The following is a 24,933-nucleotide window of genomic DNA, read 5'->3' as shown; positions in this document are numbered from 1 at the left end:
CTCCGTGTCGCGGTTCACCTTTCGGACCGCGCGGTACGACGCCCGGTGCGCCAGGAATATGGGCGGTCCCGCGCGCCTTCTTTACTGCTGAAAGATCATCGGGAGGCCGTCAATGAGCGCTCCCGACCGTCAGCCATACGTAGAGGAGCCCGCAGCATGACGACATCCCCCGACAGTGAGGCGCTCGACGGCCGTACGGTCGTCCTGATCGGCGGAGGCTCGGGTATCGGGCTGCGGGTGGCCCACCGGGTCGTCGCCGCCGGCGCACGCGTCGTCCTCGGCGGACGTTCCCCGCAGCGTCTCGCCGACGCGGCGCGTGAACTGGGCGAGGCCGTCGCGACCTGGCGGACCGTCGACGTCACCGACGACGCCTCGCTGGCGTCGTTCTTCGACGGCATCGACCGCGTGGACCACCTGTTCACCTCGGCCGGCACCTACCGCGTCGGCCCCTTGCGGGAGTTGAGCGCGCAGGACGCGGCCAGCCCCTTCACATCCAAGTTCTGGGGCCAGTACCACGCGGTGCGGCACGCGGCGCCGAAGCTGTCGTCCGACGCGTCGGTGGTGCTGATGGCGGGCGCCGCCGGCGCGCGTCCGCCGGGGCCCGCCCCCGCCTACGCGGCCTGCAACGCGGCGCTCGAAGGGCTCGGGCGCGGCCTCGCCGTGGAACTCGCGCCGGTCCGCGTCAACGTCGTCTCACCCGGGACCATCGACGGCAACCTGTGGGCGGGACGGCCTGCGGCGGACCGGGAGGCGGCGTTCGCACAGTACCGCCGGGACACCGTGCTGCACCGGCTGGGCAGCGAGGATGAGGTGGCGCACGCCGTGCTGTTCCTGTTCACAAACGGGTACACCACCGGCTCGACCCTCTACCCCGACGGCGGCTACACCCTGCGCTGACACCGGACGCCATCTCTGCGACGCTGCCGCGGTGACCCGGTCGGGCCCATCTCCAGTCAGAGCTCGGGGAGGGCGCCACGACCGGGTGATCGCGCCGTTGCTGCCGTCCGTGGGCCGAGGCCGGGGCCGCTGGCGTGAGGAGCCGTTGTCCCGGGGCCTGCGCGCGGCGGCCGAACGCATCCCGCAGGTTCACGGCGCGGGGGCCCCGCCGGTCGACGTTCACGACGATGTGCGGGTAGGAGACGCGCAGCGCGAACAGCAGGGGTCCATCGACGAGGTCGGCGAACAGCTCCACGGACTGCACCGCACCGCTGGTCTCACCGCAGGCCATAGCACGGCGTTCTCCGTGCGGACACGGACGATGAGCCAAGGCGTGTTGGCGATGGTGAAGAGCATGGCGGTAATCCATGCGGTGTGGACGAGGGGCAGGGCGATGCCTTCGAACAGGACGATGAGGTAGTTGGGGTGTCGCATCCAGCGGTAGGGCCCGGTGGTGACCAGCGGTAGCCCGGGCACGACGATGACGCGGGTGTTCCATCGGGGGCCGAGCGCCCTCATGCACCAGGCCCGGCCTGCCTGCACGAGGATGAGGACAGCCAGTGCCGGCCAGCCGATCAGGGGCACGAAGGGGCGGTCGGTGAGGGCGACCTCTGCAACGCTCCCAACGAGCAGGCAGACATGAAGGGTGATCATGACGGGGTAATGGCGTTGCCCGTACTCGATGCCGCCGCGGTCGATGGCCCATCGCGCGTTGCGGCGGGCGATTGTCAGTTCGACCAGGCGCACGACGGCCACAGCGGTCACGAGAACGCACAGACTTGCGGGGATCGTTACCCATCCCAGGGACATGTCGGATCGTCCTTCTCACTTCCGGACGGACACTTCCGGACGGCGGATTCCTCGCTTACGCGGTCGCAGTGCGGTTGAGGCGTTCGGCCAGGGCGCGGTATCTGCCGGCACGGTCCGCTGATTCCTCCATGTGGGCGGCGATCTCCTCCTGGGCGTGCTGTCCGACCGGTGTGACTCCGGTGGTGTCGAGGGCGCCGAGCATGCGGACGAAGGGAAGGGCAATGTCCTTGTAGTAGATATCCGGTGAGAGGATGCCCGACCTCGCCATGGAGCTGATCAGCCGGCCGAAGCCGGGTGCGGCGTGGCCGGGGGGACGGATTGTCCTGAGGACTTTGGCCACGGCCTGAAGCGTTCGGTCGGGGTGCATACGCATACACGCCTGGAGGGTGGTCCGGTAGAAGAGCATGTGCCGGTTCTCGTCGTGGGCGATGCGCTGCATCAGAGCCCCGCACGCCGGTTCGTCGCACAGTCGGCGGATTCCCTGGTAGCTGACGCGGGTGCCGAGTTCCTGGATGGTGACGTAGACCAAAGAGGCGATGAGGTCGCCGCGGTAGTCGATCTCGTAGCCGTGCTGCACATGCGCGGCACGGGTGTCCTCCAAAAGCACCGGATCGGCACTGCGGGTGACCACGAGGTAGTCACGGATGGCGGTGCCGTGCCTGGCCTCCTCCATGGTCCATCGATTGACCCAGACACCCCAAGGGCCGTCGAGCGACAGCATTTCCCCGATCACCCGGTGGTAACTGGGCAGGTTTTCTTCGGTGAGCAGACTGTAGAGGAGGCCGTCCCGGGCGGCCGCGCTCAGTTTCTGCTGGGAGGGGTCCCATGGCTCCCCTTCGAGGAGACCGTCGTAGTCACGGCCCTGGCTCCATGGGATGTACTGGTGCGGGTACCAGTCGACGGTAGTCCGGAAGTGCGTGTCGAGGGCGTCGGTGACGACCGGTTCGAGGTCGATCAGGATGTGTACGTCTGCGGGGATGGCGGGCACGGTCCGTGGCACCTTTCTTGTCATGCGGTCGCCAGGTTTCGGTGGTGGCGGGCGGCCCCCTACCAGCGGAGGAGGACCAGTTCGATGGCGAACCCCGGCCCCATGGCGGCGACCAGGCCGGATGCGTTCGCGGGGGGCGGTGTTTCCATGGCCGCGTGCAGGATGTCCAGTACGGAGACGGACGAGAGGTTGCCCCGCTCGGCCACGGAGCGCCGGGTGAGCTCCAGGACGCCAGGCTGCAGGTCCAGGGCCTGCTGTACAGCGGTGAAGACCTTCGGTCCGCCGCCGTGGATGATCCAGCTCGCGACCTGGTGCGGCGTCAGTGCGTGCCGTGCGAGGAGGGTTTGGACGGCCGTGGGCAAGTGTTTCTCCGTGAGCGTCGGGATCTCGGGCGACAGCAGGATCCGGAAGCCGTGGGAGCCGATGTCCCAGCCAAGGACGTCCTCGGTGCCGGGGACCAGCAGGCTGTGGGTGTCCACCAGCTCAGGCCCGGCGGGGCCGCCGTCCCGGTGGGCTCCGACGGCCACGACGGCGGCCGCGCCGTCCCCGAAGAGGCTGCCGGCGACGATGTTCGCCACGGAGCCGTCCGTGAACTGGTACGCCAGTGTGCACAGTTCCACGGCGAGCAGGACGGCCACCTGGTCGGGGTGGGCCCGTAGGTAGTCGTGGAGCCGGGCCAGACCTGCGGCGCCTCCGGCGCAGCCGCTGCCGAACAGCGGGATACGTTTGACGTCCGGCCGCAGCCCGACCCGGTGGGCGAGCCGTGCCTCCAGTGACGGCACGGCAAGACCGGTGACGGTGGTGCTGATCACCGCGTCGACCTCCTCCGGCTGGACACCTGCGGTGTGCAGCGCGCCGATCAGCGCCCGTTCCCCCAGGTCCATGGCGGTGTCGAGCCAGATACGGTTCTGCTCGGTGAAGTCCTCCCGGCGGGCGAGATCGACGAGCTTGTCCAACGGCAGGGACAGCGAGCGGGTCTCCACACCCGAGCTGGCCTGGATCTTGCGGAGTACCAGAGCGCCCGTCTCGGACTCCAGCAGCGTCGTGCGGGCCAGGGCTGCCAGGATCTCTTCCTGCCGGTATTGGTACGGGGGGAAGGCCGTCTGGATCGCCACCACCTGTGGTGCGGCAGCTGCCGACTGCCGGGTGCGGGCATGTGTCGTCTGACGCATCGACGTCAGCTTCCGCCTTTCTTCACGGGTGTACTGATCAACAATGGGAACCTGGTACGGGCCGGAGCCCACCAGCTGGCCGGACCAAGGGCCGCCATGACCGCGGGCACCAGAACTCCCCGCACCAGGACGGCGTCCACGAGCGCGCCGAGCGCGACGCCGATGCCGATGAACTTGAGCAGGGCGACGTGGGAGGTGGCCATGGCCGCGGTCGAGATCGCCACGGCTGCCGCGGCGGACGTCATCAGCCGGCCGGTGCGGGCGACGCCCTCGATGATCGAGGTGCGGTTGTCGCCGCAGCGGTTGTACTCCTCCCGGATGCGGCCGAGCAGGAAGACCTCGTAGTCCACCGACAGGGCGAGCGCGATGAACAGGACGAACAGCAGCGTCGAGGCGTCCAGCGTTCCCGTCGCCGTGAAATGGCCGAGCACTGCGCTGCCGTGGCCGTCCTGGAAGAGGACGACGAGCGCGCCGAGGCTCGCCCCGAGGCTGGCGGCGGCCACGATCAGAGCTTTCAGGGGAGCGATCAGGGAGCGGGTGAAGGCGCTGAGGAGGACCAGGAGCCCCACAGCCAGGAGAAACAGGCACCACGGGAGGGCGCCCAGGACGGCGTCCGCCGTGTCGACGACCTCCGCGGCTCGCCCGCCCACCGCCACGCTTCCCGGGGCAGAGGTTTGCCGTACCTTGCGCACCGCGGTGTCCGCCTCCGGCGTGCCGGGGGCGGCGGATGTGGCCGCCAGCATCACGACCGCCTCACCGGACGGAGCCACACGCACCACGCGGACCCCAGTGATGCCCGGGACACGTGCGAGTCGGTCACCGTACGCCGGTACACCGTCCGCCGCCCGCGGTCCGGTGACGACCACGGTGAGGAGCCGCTCCGGTGGCGCGGTGAACTCGGCGCGCACACGCTCGGCCGCGGCGGCAGCCGGAGCCGATGAAGGCAGCGTGCGTTCATCCACGATGCCGAGTTGTGCGCGGGTGAAGGGCAGGGCCAGCAGGACCAGCAGCAGCACCGCCAGGCCACCCGCCAGGACGGGCCGTGAGGTGACCGCGGACGTCGTGCGATGCCAGAAACGACTCCGGTCCCCGGTACGGGCACGCCGCCACCGCGCCAGCGGGTCCCATGCCTGGGCCCGGGGGCCGAGCAGCCGCAGACAGGCGGGCAGCACGGTCAGGGCGAGCAGCGCCGCCAGCACGGTGACGGTCATGCCCGCCAGGGACAGTGCGCGCAGCATCGGCACTGGCACCACAAGGGCGGCGGCGAGGCATACGGTGATGGCGGCGGCAGAGAACGCGACCGAACGCCCGCTGGAGCAGCGGGCGGCCGCCAGCCCCGTGTGAAGGTCCGCGCCCCGCGAGGTTTCCTCCCGTACGCGGGCCAGCAGGAAGAGGCTGTAATCGACGGCCAGGCCGAAACCGATCGCCGATGCGGCGTTCACCGCGACCCGCGACACGTCGGTCACCTGCGCCAGCAGGCCCAGGATTGGGATGGTGCAGCCGATGGCCAGCGCGGCCACGGCCATGGGCAGCAGCGCGGACACCACGGACCCGTAGGCGAAGACCAGGACGACGAACAGTACTGGCGCGGCCAGCAGTTCGGCTCGGCTCAGATCGTGCTCGATGGTCTCGTCGATTGCCCGGTTGGCCCACACCTCGCCGCTGGGCTCCACCCGCATCCCCGGGACGGCCGAGCGGGCCGCCGCCACCACACCCGGCGCCACCTGTTTGCGTTCCTTGTCCGTCCCCTTCAGCCGTACGGCGACCAGCAGGGTCCGTCCGTCTTTGGAACGCAGCCACGGGTCACCGGTGCTCTGTGCCGACCACACGGCCTTGACGTCGCGCTGCCCGGCCAGCGTTTCCACCAACTCTGTGGCGCCGTCCCGGACGCGGGCCTCGCTTTCACCGCCGGTGCGCCGTGAAACGGCCAGAAGCAGATCAGGCGAGGGCACGCCGAGCCGCTCCGCCTGCCGTCTGGCCTGCGTCGCCTCCGTGTCCGTCGCAACCGCGCCGCCCGTGCTCAGCGTCGAGAAGGCAACCGGGGCCAGCAGTCCCGCGCACACCGCCGCCAGCAGGGCGCTCACCACCACCAGCCAGGCCCGGCACCGCGTCCAGCCCTGTGCCTGCGTCTCGCACCCGATCCGGACACTTCGTCTGGCTCCCACTAGGAAGCCGTGAACAGCAGAACGGCGTTCTGGCCGCCGAAGCCGAAGGAGCAACTGATCCCCGCATCGCCACGCGTGGGGCGGGGACGTCCGGCGACGATGTCCAGCTTGTGGTCCCCGTCCTGGCCCTCGAAGTTCGCCACCGGCGGGACGGCCGCATGGCGCAGCGCGAGCACCGTGTACGCCGCCTGGATCGCCCCGGCCGCCCCCAGCGCGTGCCCGATCACGCCTTTGGACGCGGTGACCGGCGGCCCATCGTCACCGAAGACGCGGACGAGAGCTCGCGCCTCGGCCGCGTCGTTCAGCGGGGTGGAGGTGCCGTGCGCGTTGACGTGGCCGACGTTCTCCGGCCCGCACCCGGCGTCGGCGAGAGCGGCGTGGATGGCGCGGACCGCGCCGTCGCCCTGCGGGTGTGGGGCGACGGGATGATGCGCGTCGGCACCGGCACCGTAACCCCGCAGCAGCGCCAGGACGGGAGCCCTGCGGGCCCGAGCCGCGCAGGCGCGTTCGAGGACAAGGATGCCGGCGCCCTCGCCCAGGACGAAGCCATCGCGTTGCGCGTCGAACGGCCGGCTGGCCAGGGCCGGTTCCGCCCCGCGCCGGGACAGCGCCCGCATCCGTGTGAAGCACGTGGCCGTCATGCGCGAGCGAGCCGACTCGCTGCCGCCCGCCAGCACGATGTCGCAGGTACCGGACCGCAGCAGGTCCCGGGCCACTCCGATCGCGGTGGCGCCCGACGCGCAGGCGCTGGCGGTGGTGAAGTTGGGGCCGCACACGCCCAGGTCGATGGCGACCTCGCCCGCCGCCATGCTCGGAACGCTGCGCGGGAGCGCGAGCGGCGAGACCCGCTCCGGCCGCCCGGCGCCGAGGTGGCCGAACTCAGTGACGTAGGCACTCAAACTGTTCGATCCCACGCCCAGCACGACACCGACTCGCTCCGCTTCCCAGGTACGACGATCGAGGCCCGCGTCCGCGACGGCCCGCCGGGCGGCGACGAGGGCGAACTGAATGAAGCGGTCCACGCGTCGCGCCGACGCCCGGCCGAGTTCCCTCTCGGCGTCGAAGTCCGTCACCCGGCAGGAGAAGTCGACGGGCAGTCCCGTCAGGCCGGGATCCGTCGCGGCCAGCGAGCGCCCCCGGCACAGGGCCGCCCAGTTCGCCTCCGCCGTATGCCCGGCCGGAGTCACCAGGCCCAGCCCGGTGACCACGATCTCAGCGCACATGCTCAAACGCCCGAGCCACCTCGCCCAGGGTCGATGACGGGCGCAGGTCCAGGACGTTCTCGGGCAGGACGAGCCCGTACTCCTCCTCCGCCGCCACCACCAACTCCATCAGCGACAGCGAGTCCAGACCGAGACTCTCGAACGTCGTCCTGCCGGAGAATTCACCGGCATCCGCCTGCACGTTGAGGTGGCCGGTCAGCAGGGCCACCAACTCCTCGGGCAGGGCCGACTGCCGCGCCTTCCGCCGTCTGCGTCATGCCTGGGTCTCCTGTTTCCTCGCTGCGAGAAGCCCTGCGGCGCTGCCCGCGTTCATCCGTTCGTCAAGGCCACGCGCGCGCGAAGCCCGCGTCTCAAGCCACTCCACGTGCTGCCCGAGCCGGTCCTGCGCCTGTCTCCCGGCCGCCGCGACCCGCGCCTCCCCGTGCCACTGTGTGAACGCCGACGGGGGGTGGAGGGAACGACCTGTCACTCCTTAGTGTTCGTAAGGCCGTTTAAGCCATGGCCATCCATGACGCCGAACTGCTGAACGCGCTGCCCTACCCGGCACTCGACCTTGTCCACACGACCGAGGACCCGGTAGGGCCGCATGCCGAGGTTGCAGGGCTGACCAGCGCTGCCGCGCCAAAGTGACGGCGGCCGAGCGCTTGGTCCTCTACGGCGGCCACCTGGTCCCCATACCGTGGGAGCGAGCTCCACCATGGCGGCGGACGGGGCCCTAACAGGCCGTCAGGCCCGGGTCCACCCCGGCACCCGGCACGGGCGGTGCCTCGGTGACGTCGAGGAACACCTGGTCGGCCTGTGGCCAGCGTTCGACTATGTCCGACTTGATGCGCTCCATGACGAGTTCCACGACCTCGCTGTCCCGGCCGGGTGCGAGGTCGATGCGGGCGGCGACGAGGGTTGAGTCCATACCGAGCCGCATCGTGAGCAGGCTCGCGACGCGGTCGATCTCGGGCTGCTCGGCGAGGAAGTGGGCTATTTCCCGGCGCAGTTCGGGGTCGACGGACTCGCCGATGAGTTGCTCCCTGGTCTCTTGGCCCAGGCGGTACGCCACCGCGATGAGCAACAGGCCGATCGCCATGGAGGCAGCTGCCTCGTAGACGACCTCGCCGGTCTCCATGTGCAGGCCCATGCCGATCATGGCGAGGGTCACGCCGAGCACGGCGGTGCCGTCCTCGGCGATGACAGTGCGCAAGGCGGGGTCGGAGCCGATGCCGCCCTCCTGCCGCCGCACCTGCCACAGCGCGCGGACCAGGGAACCGCCCTCGGCGAGGAAGGCGATCCCTAGTACGACGAGACCGATGGTGTAGCCGGTCGTGGTTTCTGAGCTTTCGGAGCGCAGTGCCTCGACGCCCTGGAAGATCGAGAAGCAGCCACCGGTGACGAAGATGCCGACGGCGGCGAGCAACGACCAGAAGTAGCGTTCCTTGCCGTAGCCGAAGGGGTGCTGTGGGTCGGCCGGTTTACGGCTGCGGCGCAGCGCGGCCAGCAGAAAGACCTCGTTCATGCTGTCCGCGATCGAGTGGGCCGCCTCGGAGAGAAGCGCGGGTGAGCCCGCGAACAGTCCGCCCGCCATCTTGGCCAGGGCGATGACCAGGTTTGCGGCGAGCGCCACCCAGACGGTGGTCTTCGTCTCCTGGTCCTTCGACGGCTTGTCCCTCGCGGCCTGCTCGCTCGGCGCTCGTTCGGCCGACGCTGAGGTGCTCGACACTTGCTCGGTCGACGGCTTGGCGGTCATCTGGCCTCGCAGTTCCGGGGTTCTCAAAGGTGCTTGCAGGGGGCCGGCACGACGTTCAGGTACCCCGGGGGCGATGCTCCAGGCGTGCTGGGCACCGCCCGACCCCGGGCTACCTCTCCCAGCCCACCGTCTCCGGCAGGGGGTTGTGGAAGATGGTCGCGCCCACGTTCGCCAGGCCCTTCTTGACGCTGTACGTCGAGGGGCCGCTGAACATCGGGAGCTTGGCGTACTCCTGGAGGGTCTCCTTCTCGACCTTGTTCACCGCCACCGTCTGCTGGTCCAGGTCGGCGATCTCCGTCGTGGCGCGGATCTTCTTGTCCAGCGCAGGGGATCCGGCCCCCGTGATGTTGGATTCACGGTCCGAGCAGTACGTCTCGCACAGGTAGCGGACTCCGAAGGGATCCATGGAGCGGTTGCCCGAAAGGAACAGGTCGAACTTGCGCTCGTTGATGATGTTGGAGAAGTCCGCGTCGTCCGCCTTCTTGATGACGAGGCGTACGCCGACCGGCTTCAGCATCGCGGCCAGGGCACCGGCGGTGGCCTTGCCCAGCGGGTCGTCGCCAAGGAGCGTGTATCCGACCTCGAGCTTCTTGCCGCCCTTCTCCCGGATCCCGTCGCTCCCGGGCTTCCAGCCCGCCGCGTCGAGGTCCTTCTTCGCCTGGTCGGGCCCGTACTTCAGGACCGCCGAGACGTTGTCCTCGTACCCCTTCTGGAAGCTGTAGAGCACCGCCGAGCCGGGCAGCGGCTCCTGGTAGTCCAGGCCCTGGAACTGGATCTTCGCGATCTGGGTGCGGTCGATGCTCTCCTGGATCGCCTTGCGCACCGCCTTGTCGCCGAGGACCGACGACTTGGTGTTGAAGTTCAGCGAGTACTCGAACGGGCTGCCGCCGCTTCGGATCTCGGTGCCCTCGATCCCCTTCACCTGCTTGAGGCTCTCGGCGTCGACCGCGGAGACATAGTCGAGCTGACCGTTCTTGAAGGCGTTGACCGCCGCGGTCGACTCCAGGTTCACGTAGACGCGTTTGTCGAGCTTGCCCTTCCTGCCCCACCACTTCGGGTTGCGTACGAAGGTGATGTTGCCCGAGTGGGTGTCCCACTTGCCGACCGTGTACGGGCCCGCGCCCCACTCGGGGTGGGCCTTCTTCACGTACGCCTTGTTGAAGTTGTCGACCGTCGCCGCCTTCGGATGCAGGAACGTGGTGAACAGGCTCGGCCAGGACGCGTCGACGCCCTTGAAGGTGATGACGGCCTGCTTGTCGTTTTTGCCCCGCGTGACATCGGTGATCTGGTCGTAGCCGTCCGTGGTCGAGGCCGCGTAGTCCTTGTCGGAACCGTTGTTGGCCTTCCACGTGGCCTTGATCGCGGTCCAGTCGATGGGCGTTCCGTCGTTGAAGGTGGCCTTCTTGTTGATCGTCAGGACGACCTTCTGGTGGCCGCCCTTGACGGACACCTTCACATCGCTGAAGTAGTCCGGGTTGTACTGCACTTCGCCGGTCGGCGAGAAGGTGATCGCGTTGGCGTTGTACCAGGCCCATACCCGGGACGCCGTGAGAGTGCCGTTGACGTTGAAGGGGTTGCCCTGTTCGTCGAACGTCCCGACCGTCGTGTAGGTCCCGCCGTCCTTGAGCTTGTCGTACGGCGTCGGGTTGTAGTCGGCGGATCCGGAGGCGGAGGTCGGGGTGTTCTTGGCGTTCGAACCCGAGGTGCCGTCACCGGATGAGGACTGGCAGGCGGTGGCGGTGACGGAGATGGCCGCTATGAGGGCGACGGGCAGGGCCAGTCTTGCGCGCATGAGGAAGAGTCCTTGAGTTGATGTTGAAGGTGTGGCTCTGTTGAGCGGGGAGTTGGACGTCCGTCGCCGGTTACGCGGCGTGGCAGGCGTATGCGTGGCCCGGCCGGCCCGGCACCGACCTGGGCGCGGGACGCTCCGTGCGGCAGCGCTCCCGGACGTCGTCGTCGGCGAGGCGGTACAAGGGGCACCGGTCGATGAACACGCAACCGCGCGGCAGGTTCGTGGCGCGCGGCTGCTCGCCCTCCAGGACGATCCGTTCGCGGGCACGTTCGCGCTCCGGGTCGGGTACGGGGATCGCCGACAGCAGTGCCTTGGTGTACGGGTGCTTCGGGTCGGAGAAGAGCGTCTCCGTGTCACCGGTCTCGACGATGTGCCCGAGGTACATCACCGCGATGCGGTCGCAGATGTAGCGGACCACGGCGAGATCGTGCGCGACCATGAGATAGGCGAGTCCCAGTTCGCGCTTGAGCCTGCCGAGCAGGTTGATCACGCCGGCCTGTACCGATACGTCCAGGGCGGAGAGCGGCTCGTCCAGGGCGAGCAGTTTCGGGTCCGTTGCCAGGGCGCGGGCGATGCCGACACGTTGGCGCTGGCCTCCCGAGAGCTGGATCGGGAAGCGGTCGCTCACCGAGGGGTCGAGACCGACGAGCGTCAGCAGTTCGTGGACGCGGGAGCGGATCGCGGCGCGGTCGCGGCCGACGGCCCGCAGCGGCTCGGCGAGTAGCTGGTGGACGGGGAGGCGCGGGTCCAGGGCGCCCAGCGGGTCCTGCATGACGATCTGCACGTCGTGTCGCAGGGTGCGCCCGCGCCCGCCGGAACCGGCCGGCGCGTCGTGGGCGGCGGTGGTGCCGTCGGAGGGGGTGGCGCCGGCCACGGTACGGGTGTCCGTACCCGCCCTCGTCTCCCCGATCTCCCGCCCGGCGACCTCGATCCGGCCGCCCTCCGGTCGTCTGAGCCGCAGGACCTCCATCAGCGTCGTCGTCTTGCCGCTGCCCGACTCCCCCACCAGGCCCAGCGTCTCTCCGGTACGCAGTTCGAAGCTGACCTCGTTGACCGCGTGCAGTGTGCCGACCCGGCGTTTGACGAACGCGCCCTTGGTGACGGGGAAGGTCTTGACGAGGTTCTCGACGCGCAGCACCACGTCGCCGCCCTCGGCGCGACCCGTGCCCGGCTCCCGGTCGACGGGTGTGACGCCTTGGGTGGGGTCCAGGGTGCCGGCGGCTATCTCGGCGGCGCGAAGGCAGGCCACGTCCCCGTGTCCCGACACGTGGCGCAGCTCCGGTTCTTCGGAGGCGCACGCGTCGAGTGCGACGGCGCACCGGCTCGCGAAGGGGCAGCCCTTCGGCAGACCCGTCAGGGCGGGTGGCTCTCCGCCGATCGGGACGAGGGGGCGGCGGACCCCGCCGTCCACGGTCGGCACGGCGGCGAGGAGCCGTGCGGTGTACGGCATCGTCGGGCGACGGAACAGCGCGTGCACGTCCGTCTTCTCCACGAAGCGGCCCGCGTACATGACGGCCACGTCGTCCGCGTGGCCGGCCACGACGCCGAGGTCGTGGGTGATCAGGACGAGCCCGGCGCCGGTCTCCTGCTGCGCGAGGCGCAGTACGTCGAGAATCTGCGCCTGCACGGTGACGTCGAGCGCGGTGGTGGGTTCGTCGGCCACAAGCACCCTCGGCCGGTTGGCGATCGCCAAGGCGATGACCACTCGCTGGCGCATGCCGCCGGAGAACTCGTGGGGGAAGGCCGAGGCACGGCCCCGCGGGTCGGGGATGCCGACGAGGTCGAGCAGTTCGACGGCCTGCTCCCAGGCCGCCTTCTTGGACAGGTCCTGGTGGACCCGCAGCGCGTCGGCGAGCAGCCTGCCCACGGAGAAGATGGGGGTGAGAGCGGACAGCGGGTCCTGGAAGACCATGCCGATGGATCTGCCTCGTACCCGCGACAGGGCCCGGTCGTCGAGGCCGATCAGGTCCTGATCGCCGAGCAGGACCTGACCGCGCAGGTCGGCGGTGGGCGGCAGCAGGCCCATGACGCCCATCGCGGTGGCCGACTTGCCGGAGCCGGACTCGCCGACGATGCCGAGGGTCCGGCCCGGCAGCAGGTCGAAGCTGACGCCGCGCACCGCTTCGACGGGTCCGGCCTCGGAGGGGAAGGAGACCCGCAGGTCGCGTACGGAGAGCACGGGCGTGACGCCGGCGGGGGAAGCGGGGTGGTCGCGCAGGGGGCTGGTGAGTGTCGTCATCGTCGGCCTCCCGCCGCGCCGGTCACTGAGGTGGGGTCGAGGGCGTCGCGCAGCCCGTCGCCGATGAAGGTCATCGAGACGGTGAGCAGGACGACGAGTCCGGCCGGAAAGGCGAAGAGCCAGGGGGCGCTGGTGACGGTGGTCGCCCCGTCGGCGAGCATCGTGCCGAGGGAGACGTCCGGGGTCTGGACACCGAAGCCGAGGAACGACAGCGCGGTTTCGCTGAGTACGGTCGCGACGACGCCGAGCGTCAGGTTGACGATGAGCAGGGAACCGAGGTTGGGGATGATGTGGCGCAGGACGATGCGCAGCGGGCGGACGCCCATGAACTCCGCCGCCCTCACGTAGTCCCGTTCGCGCAGCGAGGTCGAGACGGACCAGACGACCCGGGCGGTGGACATCCACCCGAACACGGTCAGCACGAGGATGAGGGCGCGCCAGTCACCGGCCAGGCGGTTGGAGACCAGCGCGAGGATGAGGAACGAGGGGACGATCAGGAGGAAGTGGATGACGGCGAGCGTCAGCCTCTCCACCCGGCCACCGAAGTAGGCGGCGCTGGAGCCGATGACCGCGGCGACGACGATCGTCAGCACGGACACGCTCACGGCGATCACGAGCGAACGCCGCAGCCCGTGCACCGCACTGGCGTAGATGTCGTTGCCGCCCTGGTTGGTGCCGAACCAGTGCACGTCGCTCGGCGGCTGGGTGAGGGCGGTGAAGTCGGCGTCGGTGTGGGTGTAGGACGTGAACAGGCCGCCGAGAACGCTGAACAGCACGAGCAGCGCGAAGATCACGACGCCGGCGACGGCGAGGCGGTTACGCAGGAAGCGTCGCAGGTAGAGCCGGCCGCGGCCGAGGTCTCTGGGCAGCTGGACGGTGTCGATGCCGATTGCTGTCGCCATGTCAGTTCACCCGCACTCGGGGGTCGAGGAAGACCGTGGCGATGTCCGCGAGGATCGCGCCGATCGCGGTGAGCACCGCGGCGAATGCAGCCGTCGCGACCGTGCCGTGCACGTCGTTCTTGCTGATGGTCTGGATGAAGTAGCGGCCCATGCCGTTCCAGCCGAAGATCGTCTCGGTGATGACGGCTCCGGTGAAGATGGCGGGGACGCTGAACGCCACGGAGGCCGCCGTCGGGATCAGTGCGGCGCGCAGCGCGTGCCTGCGGATGGCCTGTCCTCGGGTGAGCCCAGTGGCCTGGGCCGTGCGCACGAAGTCGGCGTTGATCGTGTCGAGCAGCAGCGAGCGCTGCGTCAGGTGGTAGCCCACGTAGCCCATCAGCGTCAGGGTGAGTGTCGGAAGGATCAGGTGGAGGAGACGGTCACCGATGGTCGGGAGCAACCCCTCGACGTTGGGCGAGTTCTCCCCGGCGACGTAGAGGAAGTCGAGCCCGGCGTGCTGGTTGAGCCAGATGGCCACGAAGACCACGGCGAGCGCCGCGACGGGTGCAGGGATGTTGAACACCGCGATGGACACGGCCTGTGAGACGCGGTCGGCCGGGCCGTACTGGCGTGCGGCGGTGTAGACGGCGAGCGCGACACCGATCACGACGGACAGGACGGTCGCCGTGACGACCAACTCGGCGCTGACGAGCGCACGGTGACCCATCTCGCCGTTGACGGAGACGCCGGTGGGTGACGTGCCCCAGTCGAAGTCGAGGGTCACCGAGGTGACCCAGTTCCACCACCGCTGCACCAGTGGCTGTCCGGGGTCGAGGTTGTACGGGGCGAGGGCCCGAGCGATCTGCTCCTCGCTGCGGACGGGGCGCAACTCCTTGAAGTTCGATCGCGGGTCCAGAAACCAACTGGCCAAGAAGTACGTCGCGTTGGTCGCGACCGCGATCATCAGGAGCCAGCCGGCCGCCTTACGCATCACATAGCGCACGGTGCGGACCGCCCCCTCACCACACACGCGGGACGCGCCGGGACGGCGCCGGAGAGACAGGTCGAGTACATGTGTGGTGGAGCCTTCTACGGGTGTGCGGGTAACGGAACGTCGCCACGAAGGGGCGAATGTCAGTTTGGTCCGTTCCAGCTGGCCAAGCCAGGTTTTGGCGGGTTAAGCCATGAGGCCGCAATGTTGCCGTAGAGATCGCAATGTCACCGAAACAGAACGACGAGGTGTGGGGCGCGCCCAACGCCTTGGAGGTGCGCTCCCGCAGGAGCGCACCTCCCGGGTGGGTCGCGGTCAGGGGTAGTCAGGGGCGGTCAGTTCAGGGCGTCGTGCAGCGTTTCGACCGCGGAGGACGCGACCTGCTGGACCGCGCCGGACTCCTCTCCGATCAGAACGTCGTTGGACTGGCTCAAGCCCTGGTTGAGGGTGCTGCCCAACGGAGGATTCGCCTCGGTCGCGAGGGCGGGCGTCGCGAGCGCGACAGGTGCGACAGCGAGCGAGACGGCGACGAGAACACGCTTCATGGAATTCATACGCTGCAAACGATCACGCCTCCGCAGCGTCACGCGACGCGCGCGGATCTTCGGCTCCGCGCACACCACCGAGCGATCCACACATGAACAGGTGCGCGGTCACACATGCATGACGCCCCGGCACTCATCTGCACATGCCTCGTCCGCACAGCCGGGCAGAACGAGATACCTGCTACGCTGCGAGTGACCTGAACGATTTGATCGAGGAGTCGCAGACGTGGCGGGTGAAGACGACATCTCCGGATGAGATCCGGATGTGACAGGCCATCGGACGGCGCCGCAAGCGCCTTGTCGCCGTGGCCGTCTTTGTCGTACCCCCTCTCCCCCGCTGCCCAGGGCAGAGCTCTGTCTGCCCTCACTTCATCGAGGTCACATCCATGTCCGATGCCGCCATCCTGTGCTCGAACCTCTCCTTCGCCTGGCCCGACGACACCCCGGTCTTCCACGATCTGTCCTTCACCGTGGCCCCCGGCCGCACGGGCCTGGTCGCCCCCAACGGCTCCGGCAAGAGCACCCTGCTCAAGCTGATCGCCGGCGAACTGCCGCCCGCCACCGGATCGGTGTCCGTCAACGGCACGCTCGGCTATCTCCCGCAGAGCCTCCCCCTGACCGGCGACCTCACGGTCGCCGAGGTCCTGGGCATCGCCGCCGTGATCCGCGCGCTGGACGCGGTCGAGTCCGGCGACGTCGACGAAAAACACTTCGCCACCATCGGCGACGACTGGGACATCGAGGAGCGCACCCGCGCCCAGCTCGACCGTCTCGGTCTGGCCGGCCTCGCCCTCGACCGCACCCTGAACACGCTCAGCGGCGGCCAGGTCGTCTCCCTGGGGCTCGCCGCCCAATTGCTCAAGCGCCCCGACGTACTGCTGCTCGACGAGCCGACCAACAACCTCGACCTGCCGGCCCGGCACCAGCTCTATGACGTCCTTTCGGACTTCACCGGCTGCCTGCTCCTCGTCAGCCACGACCGCGCCCTGCTCGACCGCATGGAACGCATCGCCGAACTCGGCAGCGACGAACTGCGCCTCTACGGCGGCAACTTCACCGAGTACGAGGAAGCCGTGCGCGCCGAGCAGGAGGTCGCAGAGAAGAACATCCGCAACGCCGAGCAGGAGCTGAAGCGCGAGAAGCGCGAGATGCAGCAGGCCCGCGAACGCGCCGAGCGCCGGCAGAGCAACGCCGCACGCAACCTCAAGAGCGCCGGCCTGCCCCGCATCTTCGCCGGCAACATGAAGCGCGGCGCACAGGAGTCGGCGGGCCGGGCGGGGCAGATGCACGCGACCCGGGTCAGCGAGGCCAAGGCCCGGCTCGACGAGGCCGGTCGCGCGCTGCGCGAGGAACAGCGCATCGCCCTCGAACTGCCCGACACACAGGTGCCCGCCGGGCGCAACCTCTTCCTCGGCGAGGGGTTGCAGGTCCACCACGCCGGCCGGGCCGTGTTCGCCGACGGCGGCGTCGACCTGACCGTCCGCGGCCCCGAGCGCATCGCGCTGACCGGGCCCAACGGCGCGGGCAAGACCACCCTGTTGCGTCTGATCACCGGCGACCTCGCTCCCAACAGCGGCGGGATCAAGCGCAACGACGGCCGGATCGCCTACCTCTCGCAGCGACTCGACCTCCTGGACCCGGAGCGCACCGTGGCGGAGAACTTCGCCGCGTTCGCCCCCGAGCGGCACGAGGCCGAGCGGATGAACCTGCTCGCCCGATTCCTCTTCCGCGGCGCGCGAGCACACCTCCCCGTGAAGGTGCTCTCCGGCGGTGAGCGACTGCGCGCCACCCTGGCCTGCGTGCTGTGCGCCGAACCGGCCCCGCAACTGCTCCTCCTTGACGAACCGACCAACAACCTCGACCTGGTCAGCGCGGGCCAGTTGGAGAGCGCGCTCAACTCGTATCAGGGGGCCTTCGTGGTGATCAGCCACGACGAGCGCTTCCTCGCCGACATCGGAGTCGACCGCTGGCTGCGGCTGGCCGAGGGGACGCTCAAGGAGACCGGGGCTCCCGAGGTGTGAGCCCCGGTGTGTGATGTGGCCCGCGCCGAGGCGGTGTGCCCGGCGGGCCGACCACCGACCACGTTGGACGGATTCCTGTGCCTCAACCCCAGCCCCGTTCCCACCCTCTCCCCCAGCTGCGTCTCCCTCCGCAGCCCGCTCTGCTCGCCCACGACCTCGTACGCGACCTCGGCGGCACACGTGTTCTCGACGGCGTCTCCCTGACCGCCTCTCCCGGCCACCGCATCGGTCTGATCGGGGAGAACGGCGTCGGCAAGTCCACGCTGCTACGCGTCCTCGCCGGCGTCGACCAGCCCGACGCGGGAAGCGTCTCGCACCCCGGCGACCTCGGGTTCCTGCACCAGGAGATGCCGTTCGAGAGCGATTCGACCATCGCCACGGTGCTGGACGAGGCGTTGCGCGAGGCCCGCGAGGACCTTGCCGAGCTCGAACGGCTCGGCGACGAGCTCGCCCGTGTCCCCGAGGACGACCCCGGCCACCAAGAGCTCCTCGCCACCTACGGCAGCCGCCTCGAACAGGCCCAGGACCGCGAATCCTGGGACGCCGACCGCCGTGCGGCCCTGGTCCTCGACGGTCTGGGGCTGGGCGCGCTCACGCACGAGCGCACGCTCGGCTCGCTGTCCGGCGGCCAGCGCGGCCGGCTCGCGCTCGCCGCGCTGCTCGTCCGGCGGCCCTCGGCCCTGCTCCTCGACGAGCCGACCAACCACCTTGACGACGATGCCGCCGCCTTCCTGGAGCAGGAGCTCCGCGAGCTGCCGGGCGCCGTGGTGGCCGCCAGCCACGACCGGGCCTTCCTCGACGCCGTCTGCACCGACATGGTCGACCTCGACCCCGCGGTGGACGGACCGGTCCGCCACGGCGGCAACTACAGCGCCTACGTGGGCGAGAAGCGCGCCGAGCGGGCGCGCTGGGAGCGGCGGTACGCCGAGGAGCAGGAAGAGCTGGTGGAACTGCGCCGCTCGGCGGGCGTGACCGCGCACCGGGTGGCGCCCGACCAGGGACCGCGCGACAACGAGAAGATGGGCTACGGCCACCGGGCGGGCCGGGTGCAGAGCCAGATCTCCCGCCGCGTACGCAACGCCACGCGACGCCTGGAGGAGTTGGAGCGCGCCCAGGTCACCGAGCCGCCGCGCCCGCTGCGGTTCGCGGCGGGTGCGCTGGCCGCCGAGGAGGGAGAGGACCCGGAGCCCCTGGTCTCCCTGCGGGGCGTACGCGTGCCGGGGCGACTCGCGCCGACCGACCTTGAGGTCGCGCCGACCGAACGGCTGCTGGTCACGGGCGACAACGGAGCGGGCAAGTCGACGCTGCTCGCCGTGCTCGCCGCACGCCTGCCGGCTCCAGCTGCTGCTCGACGAGCCCACCAACCACCTCTCCCCGCGCCTCTGCGACGAACTGGAGGAGGCGTTGGGGACCGGCCCGGGCGCGATCGTCCTCGCGAGCCACGACCGGTGGCTCCGCCGCCGGTGGCAAGGCCGTGAGCTGCGGCTGGAGCGAGCAGACGGGCGGCGGGAGGGCGACACGGCGAGGAGTTCGACCGCGAGGCACTGACCGTGCTCAACGGCGCCGCGCGGAAGAAGACCGCCACCGGCGTGACGGGGTAGCTCCCGCTCCCTCGCTGTTCACATGTTCAAGGCCCAAGGACACACTCACATGTGTGCCCGGCATCGGCCACGTACAGTGCCACGTTCGCGCTTCCGCCGTGGGCTCACACGTTCGACAAACCCTTCGGCGTTGACATGCGTCTGCACGGCGCCCCTCGACGTAGGTAGCATGCGCAGCAACATTCGTGGAGCAACAGTCATTTCGAGGGAGTGAACGGTTGTGAGCAGCCAGTCAGCCGCGAAGCTCCGATCGCGGTACGTGGAACAGGTCGCGTCGGATCTGGAAGAGAACCGCAGGCGTCAGGAGGAGCTTGCGCAGCGGATCGACCTGCTGAAGCAGGAGGAAACCCTGCTGACAGACATCCTCAACCTCGCCGAGCGGTACGAGGGTTTCGCGGATGTCTCACGTCTGCCGGAGCAGGCCCAGGAGGAACCCGCGGTCGCGAAGGCGAAGGGTGCGGTCGCGAAGGCGAAGAGCACGGCGAAGGAGAAGGCGGGGCCGAAGGAGAAGGCGGGCCAGCCGTTGCTCGGGGACCTGCTGCTGGATCTGCTCGGCGGTCACCACGAGCCCCGTTCCGCCAAGGAGCTGGGAGCCGAACTCCGGGAAAAGCACCCGAGCCGCAATCCGACACCGCAGGTGGTGCGGAACACCCTCGAATCCCTGGTCGCCAAGGCACGCATCCAGCGTCACAAGCAGCAGCGATCGGTCATGTACACCCTCGTCACGTAGCCTCCTGCGGGGAACTGACGCCGTGTGCAGGCAGCTTGAGGAGGCTCGGTGGTGCTCGGAAGGGGCACGAGGTTGCTCGCGGGCGCCATGACCGCGGCCTGTGTGCTGGTGGTCGGCCCCAGCGCGCCGAGCGACGCCTTCCACGCCGGCTCACCGCCCGTCGTCGCCGACCGGGAGATCGTACCGAACCGGATCATGACGTGGAACATCTGCAATCCCTGCGGCGAGAACAACGTCGGCCGGGCGGCGGAAATCGCCACGTACGCGCCCCAGGTCATCGGCCTGCAGGAAGCGTGTGTGCGTGACGTCGAGAGGATCCGGGAGTACCTGGAGGCCTTTTACGGGCTGGTGTACCACGTCGAATACGGGACAGTGCTCCGCAAATGGGGCCGCTGCGGGGGATGGCCGTGGCATCCGGGCGCCTTCGGTCAGGCGATCCTCTCGGCGTCACCGATGTCGGACCGCAAGAGCGTCGAATACCCGGACGGCGGATCCGAGGACCGCGGCTACCTGGCGGTCACCACGGCGGTGGGCGGTCGGCCCGTCCGGGTCTTCAACACGCATCTCGCCCAACGGCGTCAGGAAGCGGTACGAGCGGGACAGACCGGCGTGCTCGCCGCGGAGGTCGCCCGGCACGACCGCGCTATCGTCCTCGGCGACTTCAACTCCGTGCCGGACTCCCCCGAACTCACCAAGATGTGGGCGCTGGCCGCGGACGCGGATCCGCAATGCCATCCCTCGTCCAATGGCACCTGCAAACCGACGACCGACTGGCACAGCAAGTTCGACTACATCTTCCTGAAAGACATCGCCCCGCTCGACCACGGCGTGCACCCCAGTCGGTACTCGGACCATGACCTGCTGCACGCCGACCTGAACCCGAAGACATAAGCGGACCGCACTCCGCCGTGCCCAAGGTGCCCAAGGTGCGCAAGATGGCCACGCCGAAGTACGCCCTTTAACAGTTCCCTTGATGTTCTGTTAAAAGCTGCCGTTGTCATGGACCTTGTAGCCAGTGCGGGCATGGGGCCAGAGTTCATGCCGCGGCCGGCCCCACGCCGGACGCCGGGCAGAAACCCGCCATTCGGTGATACGCCCCCACCTGTTTCACGTATTTCCCGAGGGTTTCTGCCTGCCATTCGGAAGGAATCGGTGTGCCCCTTTCTCGTAGATACAGATTCGCTGCCGTGGCCGTCCTGCTCTCGGCGTCCATGGCCGTGGGAACCCAGGCCACGGCGCAGGCGCAGGACACCGCACCCGCCCCCCGCTATCAGCCTGAGATGGTGCGGGCGCTCGCCGCTTCGCTCGGTGTGAGCGAGAAGGACGCGGTCCGACGCCTGGACCGGCAGGACGCCCAGCAGGCCGAGCTCGCCCAGCTGACGAAGCGTGGGATATCCGAGGACGGCGCCTTCTTCGACGCCGCCGGCAAACTGACCGTCAACGCCGATGACCGTGCTGATGCCGCCGTCATCGAGAAGGCCGGCCTCGACGCCCGGGTACCCGCCCGCGGGCAGGCCGCGCTCGACAAGATCAAGGACCGGCTGGACGCCGCAGCCGCCCGGCGCGCGCCCGCCGGAGTCGTCGACTGGTCCGTGGATCTGGCCTCGGACAAGGTCACCGTCAAGGTCAACAGCGATCGCGGAGCCGCCGCCAAGGCATTTCTGGCCAAGGCGGCGACGTACGGTTCCGCCGTCACCATCGTGCGCGGCCAGGAGAAGTCGGCGCCGCAGGCCGCGATCGCACCCGGCAGCAAGATGACGATCAACGACACCACCGGGTGGTGTTCCGTCGGATACGGCGCCCGCGACCGGTCCGGCAAGCAGTACCTCGTGACCGCCGGGCACTGCGTCGCCGACCTGCCCACCTTGCGCTTCGACGGTGCCGCGTTCGCGAAGGGGGCCGACACCCGCTTCGCGGTCGGCACCGACAGCGTCGACATGGGCGTCGCCGCCATCAATTCCGGCCACTCGATCACGACCAAGGTCGGCACCTGGGGCCAGGCCGGCAACGTCGCCGTCAACGGCAGCCGCCGCGCCGCGTCCGGAGCCGCGCTCTGCAAGTCCGGCGCGACCACCGGCTGGACGTGCGGCACGATCGGTTCCTACAACGCCTCCGTCACCTACGTCGACCAGAACGGCGGCCCCGACACGGTCGTCACGGGGCTCGCCACCTCCAGCGTCTGCACCGAGGGCGGCGACAGCGGCGGCGCGTACATCTCCGGCAACCAGGCCCAGGGCATGACCTCGGGCGGGCCGCTCCGCCAGCAGTGCACCGGCGGTGTGAACTCCCGCGGCTCCTCCTACTTCCAGCCGCTCGACGACGCACTCGCCTATTACGGGCTGACGCTCAACACCAACTGAGCCGTCCTCCAGGGACGACCAGGGGCCGCCCACCGGCTAAGGTGGGCGGCCCCTGGTCGCCTGTGTGGCCCGAAACCGTCGTTGAGCCGCCCTCGTCGGAGCGAGGGACCACCGGTCCGTGGGCCGATGGTGCCTCCTGTCCGCTGAAAGACGCCATGCCGAACATCCCCCACACCGAAGGCCCCGACCCGACCTTCGCCACCGTTTTCCGCCAGGCCCTGCAACAGCGCGGGCTGCCGCTGGAGCGCGTACGCGACCACCTGCGGGCCCAGCAGATCAGCGTCAGCCTAGCCACTCTCAGCCACTGGCAACGCGGACGCAGCCAGCCGGAGAGAGCCCAGTCCCTGCGCGCCGTCGACGCCCTGGAACCCCTGCTCAACCTCCCGAGCGGCGCCCTGCGTTCGTTGCTCGGCCCGCACCGGCCACGCGGTGGATACCCACCCCACGATCCGGCCGCCGCCCGCAAGGTCTACGGCGACAACTCGGACCTTGAACAAGCCCTCGGCGACGCGTTCCCGCGCTTCAACGAGGGCCTGCGGCTCCTGACCGTGCAGGAGACGGTGAGCCTGGACGAGCGCCGCTCCATCCACGAGACGTCGGTCACCACCGTGGTGCAGGCCGTCCGCGACGCCGTCCAGCACCTGACCGTCGTCCACTTCCTCGACTCCCCGCGGGCGGGGACCGTCGACCTCAGCGTCCCGTGCGGGCCGCCGCCGCGGATACGGTTCCTGCCGGAGCTGGGCTGCGTGGCGGCGGACATTCCGCTCGGGCGTCAACTGGCCAGGACGGAGACCGCGGTGGTCGCCTATACGCTCCGCGCCGCGTCGGACGTCTCCCACCAGCACGAACGCCGCATCACCACGGCCCTGCGGACGTATCTGCTGCACGTGCGCTTCCACCCTCGGGCGACCCCCACCAGTTGCTGGAGCTACCGCCGCGAACAGATCGGCGCCGAGCCGCAGCACCGCCACCGCACCACTCTCGACGCCTTTCACACGACACACCTGCTGCCGGCGCACTGCACACCGGGTGTGTACGGGATCGAGTGGAAATGGCCCGACTGACTCAGAGGTCAGCCGGGTGTGCCGGATCGGCCCGCCGCGCGCTGCCGCCCAGGCGGCCGGTCATGATCAGGTTGCCGTCGGGTGTGCGCCGTGCGAGCTCGCCGGTACGGAAGAAACCGTCGGCCGTGAAGGAGCGTGCGTTCCGGTCGGACGCCCGGTAGTAGCCCGGCACCGTGTACGGGCCGCGGGCCAGGAGTTCGCCGGGCTCCCCGTCCGGCACGTCCTCGCCGTCGACGTCGACCATGCGGATCTCGTCGTCGGGTGAGAGCGGTCGGCCCTGCGTGGTGAGCACGGTCTCGTCCGGGTCGTCGGGCCGGGTGAGCGTGAGCACGCCCTCGGCCATGCCGAAGACCCGCTGCAGGCGGCACCCCAGTTCCGCACCGGCCCGCTCGGCGGTCGTCCGGTGCAGGGGCGCGCCGCCGATCTGCAGGAGTCGCAGACCGCTCAAGTCGGCCTGAACCATGGGCAGGGCCTCGAGCCAGCGCAGGGCGTCGGCGGGTGACACCGACGTGAGCGTGACCCGCTCCCGCCCGATGGCCGCGAAGCATGTGGCGGGTTCGGGGTTCTCGACCAGGACGACGGTCCCGCCGACGGAGAGGGTGCCGACGATCCCGGGACAGCCCAGGGCGAAGTTCGACTCCGCGGGCAGCGCGGCGAGATAGGCGTCGTCCTCGGTGAGCGACACGAGCTCGGCGGCGGCCTGCGCCTGGTAGGCGTAGTCGTTGTGGGTGCGCGGAACGACCTCGGGCACCGCGGTGGCGTCGTCGGAGAGCAGCATGAAGGCCACCTGACCTGCGCTCTGCGCGCGCGCTCGGTCGGGCGGGGCGTCGATGGAGCTCAGCGGGAAGTAGTGGCAGCCCGACGGGTCGACCGTGAGGCCGCCGTACGGGGACGAGGTGCCCGACGGCTCGAAGGTGAACACCCGTCGCAGGAAGACACCTCGGGCCGCGATGTCCTCGGCCATCCCCGTGTGGTCGAAGCCGTCGTACGTCGAAGGTCCGACGTAGCCGACGGCCTCGGTGATCCGCACGAGCCGGGACACCACCGGTGCGCGGTGCGTGACGGGACAGAGCACGGGCACCGCGCCGGCCCGCATCAACGCGAACACCGTGATGACGAACTCGGGGACGTTCGGCAGCTGGACGACGACCCGTTGACCGGGCCGCAGACCGCGCAGCCGGAATCCCGCGGCCATGCGGTCGGCGCGCCGGTTCAGGTTCGCGTACGTGATGCGGGTGTCGCCGTGCACGAGCGCGGTCCGCGGACCATGCCGCAGGGCCCAGCCGCGCAGCAGGTTGTCCAGCGTATTGCCACGCCAGTGCCCGGCCGCCCAATAGCGGTCGACGTACTCCTCGGGCCAGGGTGTGCAGCCGTCGAGCATGGAGGTCATGCGCTTCCTTCTGTTCCTTCTGTACCGGCCTCGGAACGGAAAGCCGTACGGGTCCGTGTTTCACCTGTGTCTGGCCGTGGCACCGCGGCCTGGGACCGCGTGCCTCCCTCACTCACCCAAGCCGTCCGCACCCCGTACGGGCAATGTGCTTTACGAACCATGGACGCTCACTCCCCTCAGCGGAAGGTCCAATGAGTTCCGATGCCCCAGTCGCCGTGCAGCTGAGCGGCCCGGAGGGGAGAAATTGCCGTGCGGGCGCACTGGTTCATGTCCGTATACTCGTGCGA

Annotated in this window: 20 protein-coding genes and 1 pseudogene; 8 read left to right on the top strand and 13 right to left on the bottom strand. The window is 69.7% G+C overall.

What is annotated here, in order from left to right; genetic code table 11:
• Positions 1–156 precede the first annotated feature (156 nt).
• The gene (locus ACFVYL_RS24785) at positions 157–897 is read left to right on the top strand and encodes an SDR family oxidoreductase (protein WP_389719538.1); all 741 of its coding nucleotides are present in this window, start codon (positions 157–159) and stop codon (positions 895–897) included.
• A gap of 219 nt (positions 898–1,116) precedes the next feature.
• Here the strand turns inward: ACFVYL_RS24785 and ACFVYL_RS24780 are convergent, their stop codons facing one another.
• The 6 genes from ACFVYL_RS24780 to ACFVYL_RS24755 are packed head-to-tail and all read right to left on the bottom strand — an operon-like array spanning position 1,117 to position 7,502.
• Positions 1,117–1,746: an isoprenylcysteine carboxyl methyltransferase family protein gene (locus ACFVYL_RS24780; protein WP_389719536.1), complete on the bottom strand. Its 630-nt coding sequence runs from the start codon at positions 1,744–1,746 to the stop codon at positions 1,117–1,119.
• Positions 1,747–1,801: 55 nt separating this feature from the next.
• Positions 1,802–2,734, bottom strand: a complete 933-nt coding sequence (locus tag ACFVYL_RS24775) for an acyl-ACP desaturase (protein WP_389719535.1) — start codon at positions 2,732–2,734, stop codon at positions 1,802–1,804.
• A 59-nt stretch (positions 2,735–2,793) separates the two neighbouring features.
• Complete coding sequence (locus ACFVYL_RS24770; protein WP_389719534.1) at positions 2,794–3,906, bottom strand: type III polyketide synthase; 1,113 nt, start codon at positions 3,904–3,906, stop codon at positions 2,794–2,796.
• A gap of 5 nt (positions 3,907–3,911) precedes the next feature.
• Positions 3,912–6,071 carry an MMPL family transporter gene (locus ACFVYL_RS24765; RefSeq protein WP_389719533.1) on the bottom strand — a complete coding sequence of 720 codons (2,160 nt, stop codon included), beginning with the start codon at positions 6,069–6,071 and terminating at the stop codon, positions 3,912–3,914.
• Positions 6,071–7,294, bottom strand: coding sequence for a beta-ketoacyl-[acyl-carrier-protein] synthase family protein (locus ACFVYL_RS24760; RefSeq protein ID WP_389719683.1), 1,224 nt, complete (start codon positions 7,292–7,294; stop codon positions 6,071–6,073). The genes ACFVYL_RS24765 and ACFVYL_RS24760 overlap by 1 nt, the downstream gene beginning before the upstream one ends.
• Positions 7,284–7,502, bottom strand: a complete 219-nt coding sequence (locus tag ACFVYL_RS24755; protein WP_389719531.1) for an acyl carrier protein — start codon at positions 7,500–7,502, stop codon at positions 7,284–7,286. The genes ACFVYL_RS24760 and ACFVYL_RS24755 overlap by 11 nt, the downstream gene beginning before the upstream one ends.
• A 290-nt stretch (positions 7,503–7,792) precedes the next feature.
• On the opposite strand from ACFVYL_RS24755, the gene ACFVYL_RS24750 reads away from it, so the two are divergent.
• Complete coding sequence (locus ACFVYL_RS24750) at positions 7,793–7,924, top strand: hypothetical protein (RefSeq protein WP_389719529.1); 132 nt, start codon at positions 7,793–7,795, stop codon at positions 7,922–7,924.
• A gap of 85 nt (positions 7,925–8,009) precedes the next feature.
• Here the strand turns inward: ACFVYL_RS24750 and ACFVYL_RS24745 are convergent, their stop codons facing one another.
• From ACFVYL_RS24745 to ACFVYL_RS24720, 6 genes are all read right to left on the bottom strand, one after another.
• Complete coding sequence (locus tag ACFVYL_RS24745; protein ID WP_389719527.1) at positions 8,010–9,032, bottom strand: cation diffusion facilitator family transporter; 1,023 nt, start codon at positions 9,030–9,032, stop codon at positions 8,010–8,012.
• A gap of 109 nt (positions 9,033–9,141) precedes the next feature.
• Positions 9,142–10,824, bottom strand: a complete 1,683-nt coding sequence (locus ACFVYL_RS24740; protein WP_389719525.1) for an ABC transporter family substrate-binding protein — start codon at positions 10,822–10,824, stop codon at positions 9,142–9,144.
• A gap of 70 nt (positions 10,825–10,894) precedes the next feature.
• The gene (locus ACFVYL_RS24735; RefSeq protein ID WP_389719523.1) at positions 10,895–13,063 is read right to left on the bottom strand and encodes a dipeptide ABC transporter ATP-binding protein; all 2,169 of its coding nucleotides are present in this window, start codon (positions 13,061–13,063) and stop codon (positions 10,895–10,897) included.
• Positions 13,060–13,965: an ABC transporter permease gene (locus tag ACFVYL_RS24730; protein ID WP_389719522.1), complete on the bottom strand. Its 906-nt coding sequence runs from the start codon at positions 13,963–13,965 to the stop codon at positions 13,060–13,062. The genes ACFVYL_RS24735 and ACFVYL_RS24730 overlap by 4 nt, the downstream gene beginning before the upstream one ends.
• 1 nt (position 13,966) lies before the next feature.
• Positions 13,967–14,935, bottom strand: coding sequence for an ABC transporter permease (locus ACFVYL_RS24725; RefSeq protein WP_389719681.1), 969 nt, complete (start codon positions 14,933–14,935; stop codon positions 13,967–13,969).
• Positions 14,936–15,270: 335 nt separating this feature from the next.
• Positions 15,271–15,480: a hypothetical protein gene (locus tag ACFVYL_RS24720; protein WP_389719520.1), complete on the bottom strand. Its 210-nt coding sequence runs from the start codon at positions 15,478–15,480 to the stop codon at positions 15,271–15,273.
• A 386-nt stretch (positions 15,481–15,866) separates the two neighbouring features.
• Here ACFVYL_RS24720 and abc-f point away from each other — a divergent pair, with 386 nt between their 5' ends.
• The 6 genes and pseudogenes from abc-f to ACFVYL_RS24690 all read left to right on the top strand — a co-directional run bounded on the left by abc-f (position 15,867) and on the right by ACFVYL_RS24690 (position 23,256).
• Entirely contained in the window at positions 15,867–17,501 is a 1,635-nt protein-coding gene (abc-f, locus tag ACFVYL_RS24715) for a ribosomal protection-like ABC-F family protein (RefSeq protein ID WP_389719519.1), read from the top strand.
• A gap of 77 nt (positions 17,502–17,578) precedes the next feature.
• A pseudogene (locus tag ACFVYL_RS24710) lies at positions 17,579–19,049 on the top strand (ATP-binding cassette domain-containing protein).
• 273 nt (positions 19,050–19,322) lie between these two features.
• Entirely contained in the window at positions 19,323–19,832 is a 510-nt protein-coding gene (locus ACFVYL_RS24705) for a hypothetical protein (RefSeq protein WP_389719517.1), read from the top strand.
• Positions 19,833–19,919: 87 nt separating this feature from the next.
• Positions 19,920–20,723 (top strand): endonuclease/exonuclease/phosphatase family protein, encoded by an 804-nt coding sequence (locus ACFVYL_RS24700; RefSeq protein ID WP_389719680.1) that lies wholly within the window; start codon positions 19,920–19,922, stop codon positions 20,721–20,723.
• 320 nt (positions 20,724–21,043) lie between these two features.
• Positions 21,044–22,192: a S1 family peptidase gene (locus tag ACFVYL_RS24695; protein WP_389719678.1), complete on the top strand. Its 1,149-nt coding sequence runs from the start codon at positions 21,044–21,046 to the stop codon at positions 22,190–22,192.
• 155 nt (positions 22,193–22,347) lie between these two features.
• On the top strand, positions 22,348–23,256 hold the full coding sequence (locus tag ACFVYL_RS24690; RefSeq protein WP_389719516.1) for a helix-turn-helix domain-containing protein: 909 nt from the start codon (positions 22,348–22,350) through the stop codon (positions 23,254–23,256).
• A gap of 1 nt (position 23,257) precedes the next feature.
• Here the strand turns inward: ACFVYL_RS24690 and ACFVYL_RS24685 are convergent, their stop codons facing one another.
• Positions 23,258–24,646 carry an AMP-binding protein gene (locus ACFVYL_RS24685; protein WP_389719514.1) on the bottom strand — a complete coding sequence of 463 codons (1,389 nt, stop codon included), beginning with the start codon at positions 24,644–24,646 and terminating at the stop codon, positions 23,258–23,260.
• Between the last annotated feature and the right edge of the window lie 287 nt (positions 24,647–24,933).

The organism is Streptomyces sp. NPDC058308, from assembly GCF_042880275.1.
GTDB lineage: Bacteria > Actinomycetota > Actinomycetes > Streptomycetales > Streptomycetaceae > Streptomyces.
Note: the sequence above shows the minus strand (reverse complement) of the source record. Positions and strands in the feature narration are given on the sequence as shown.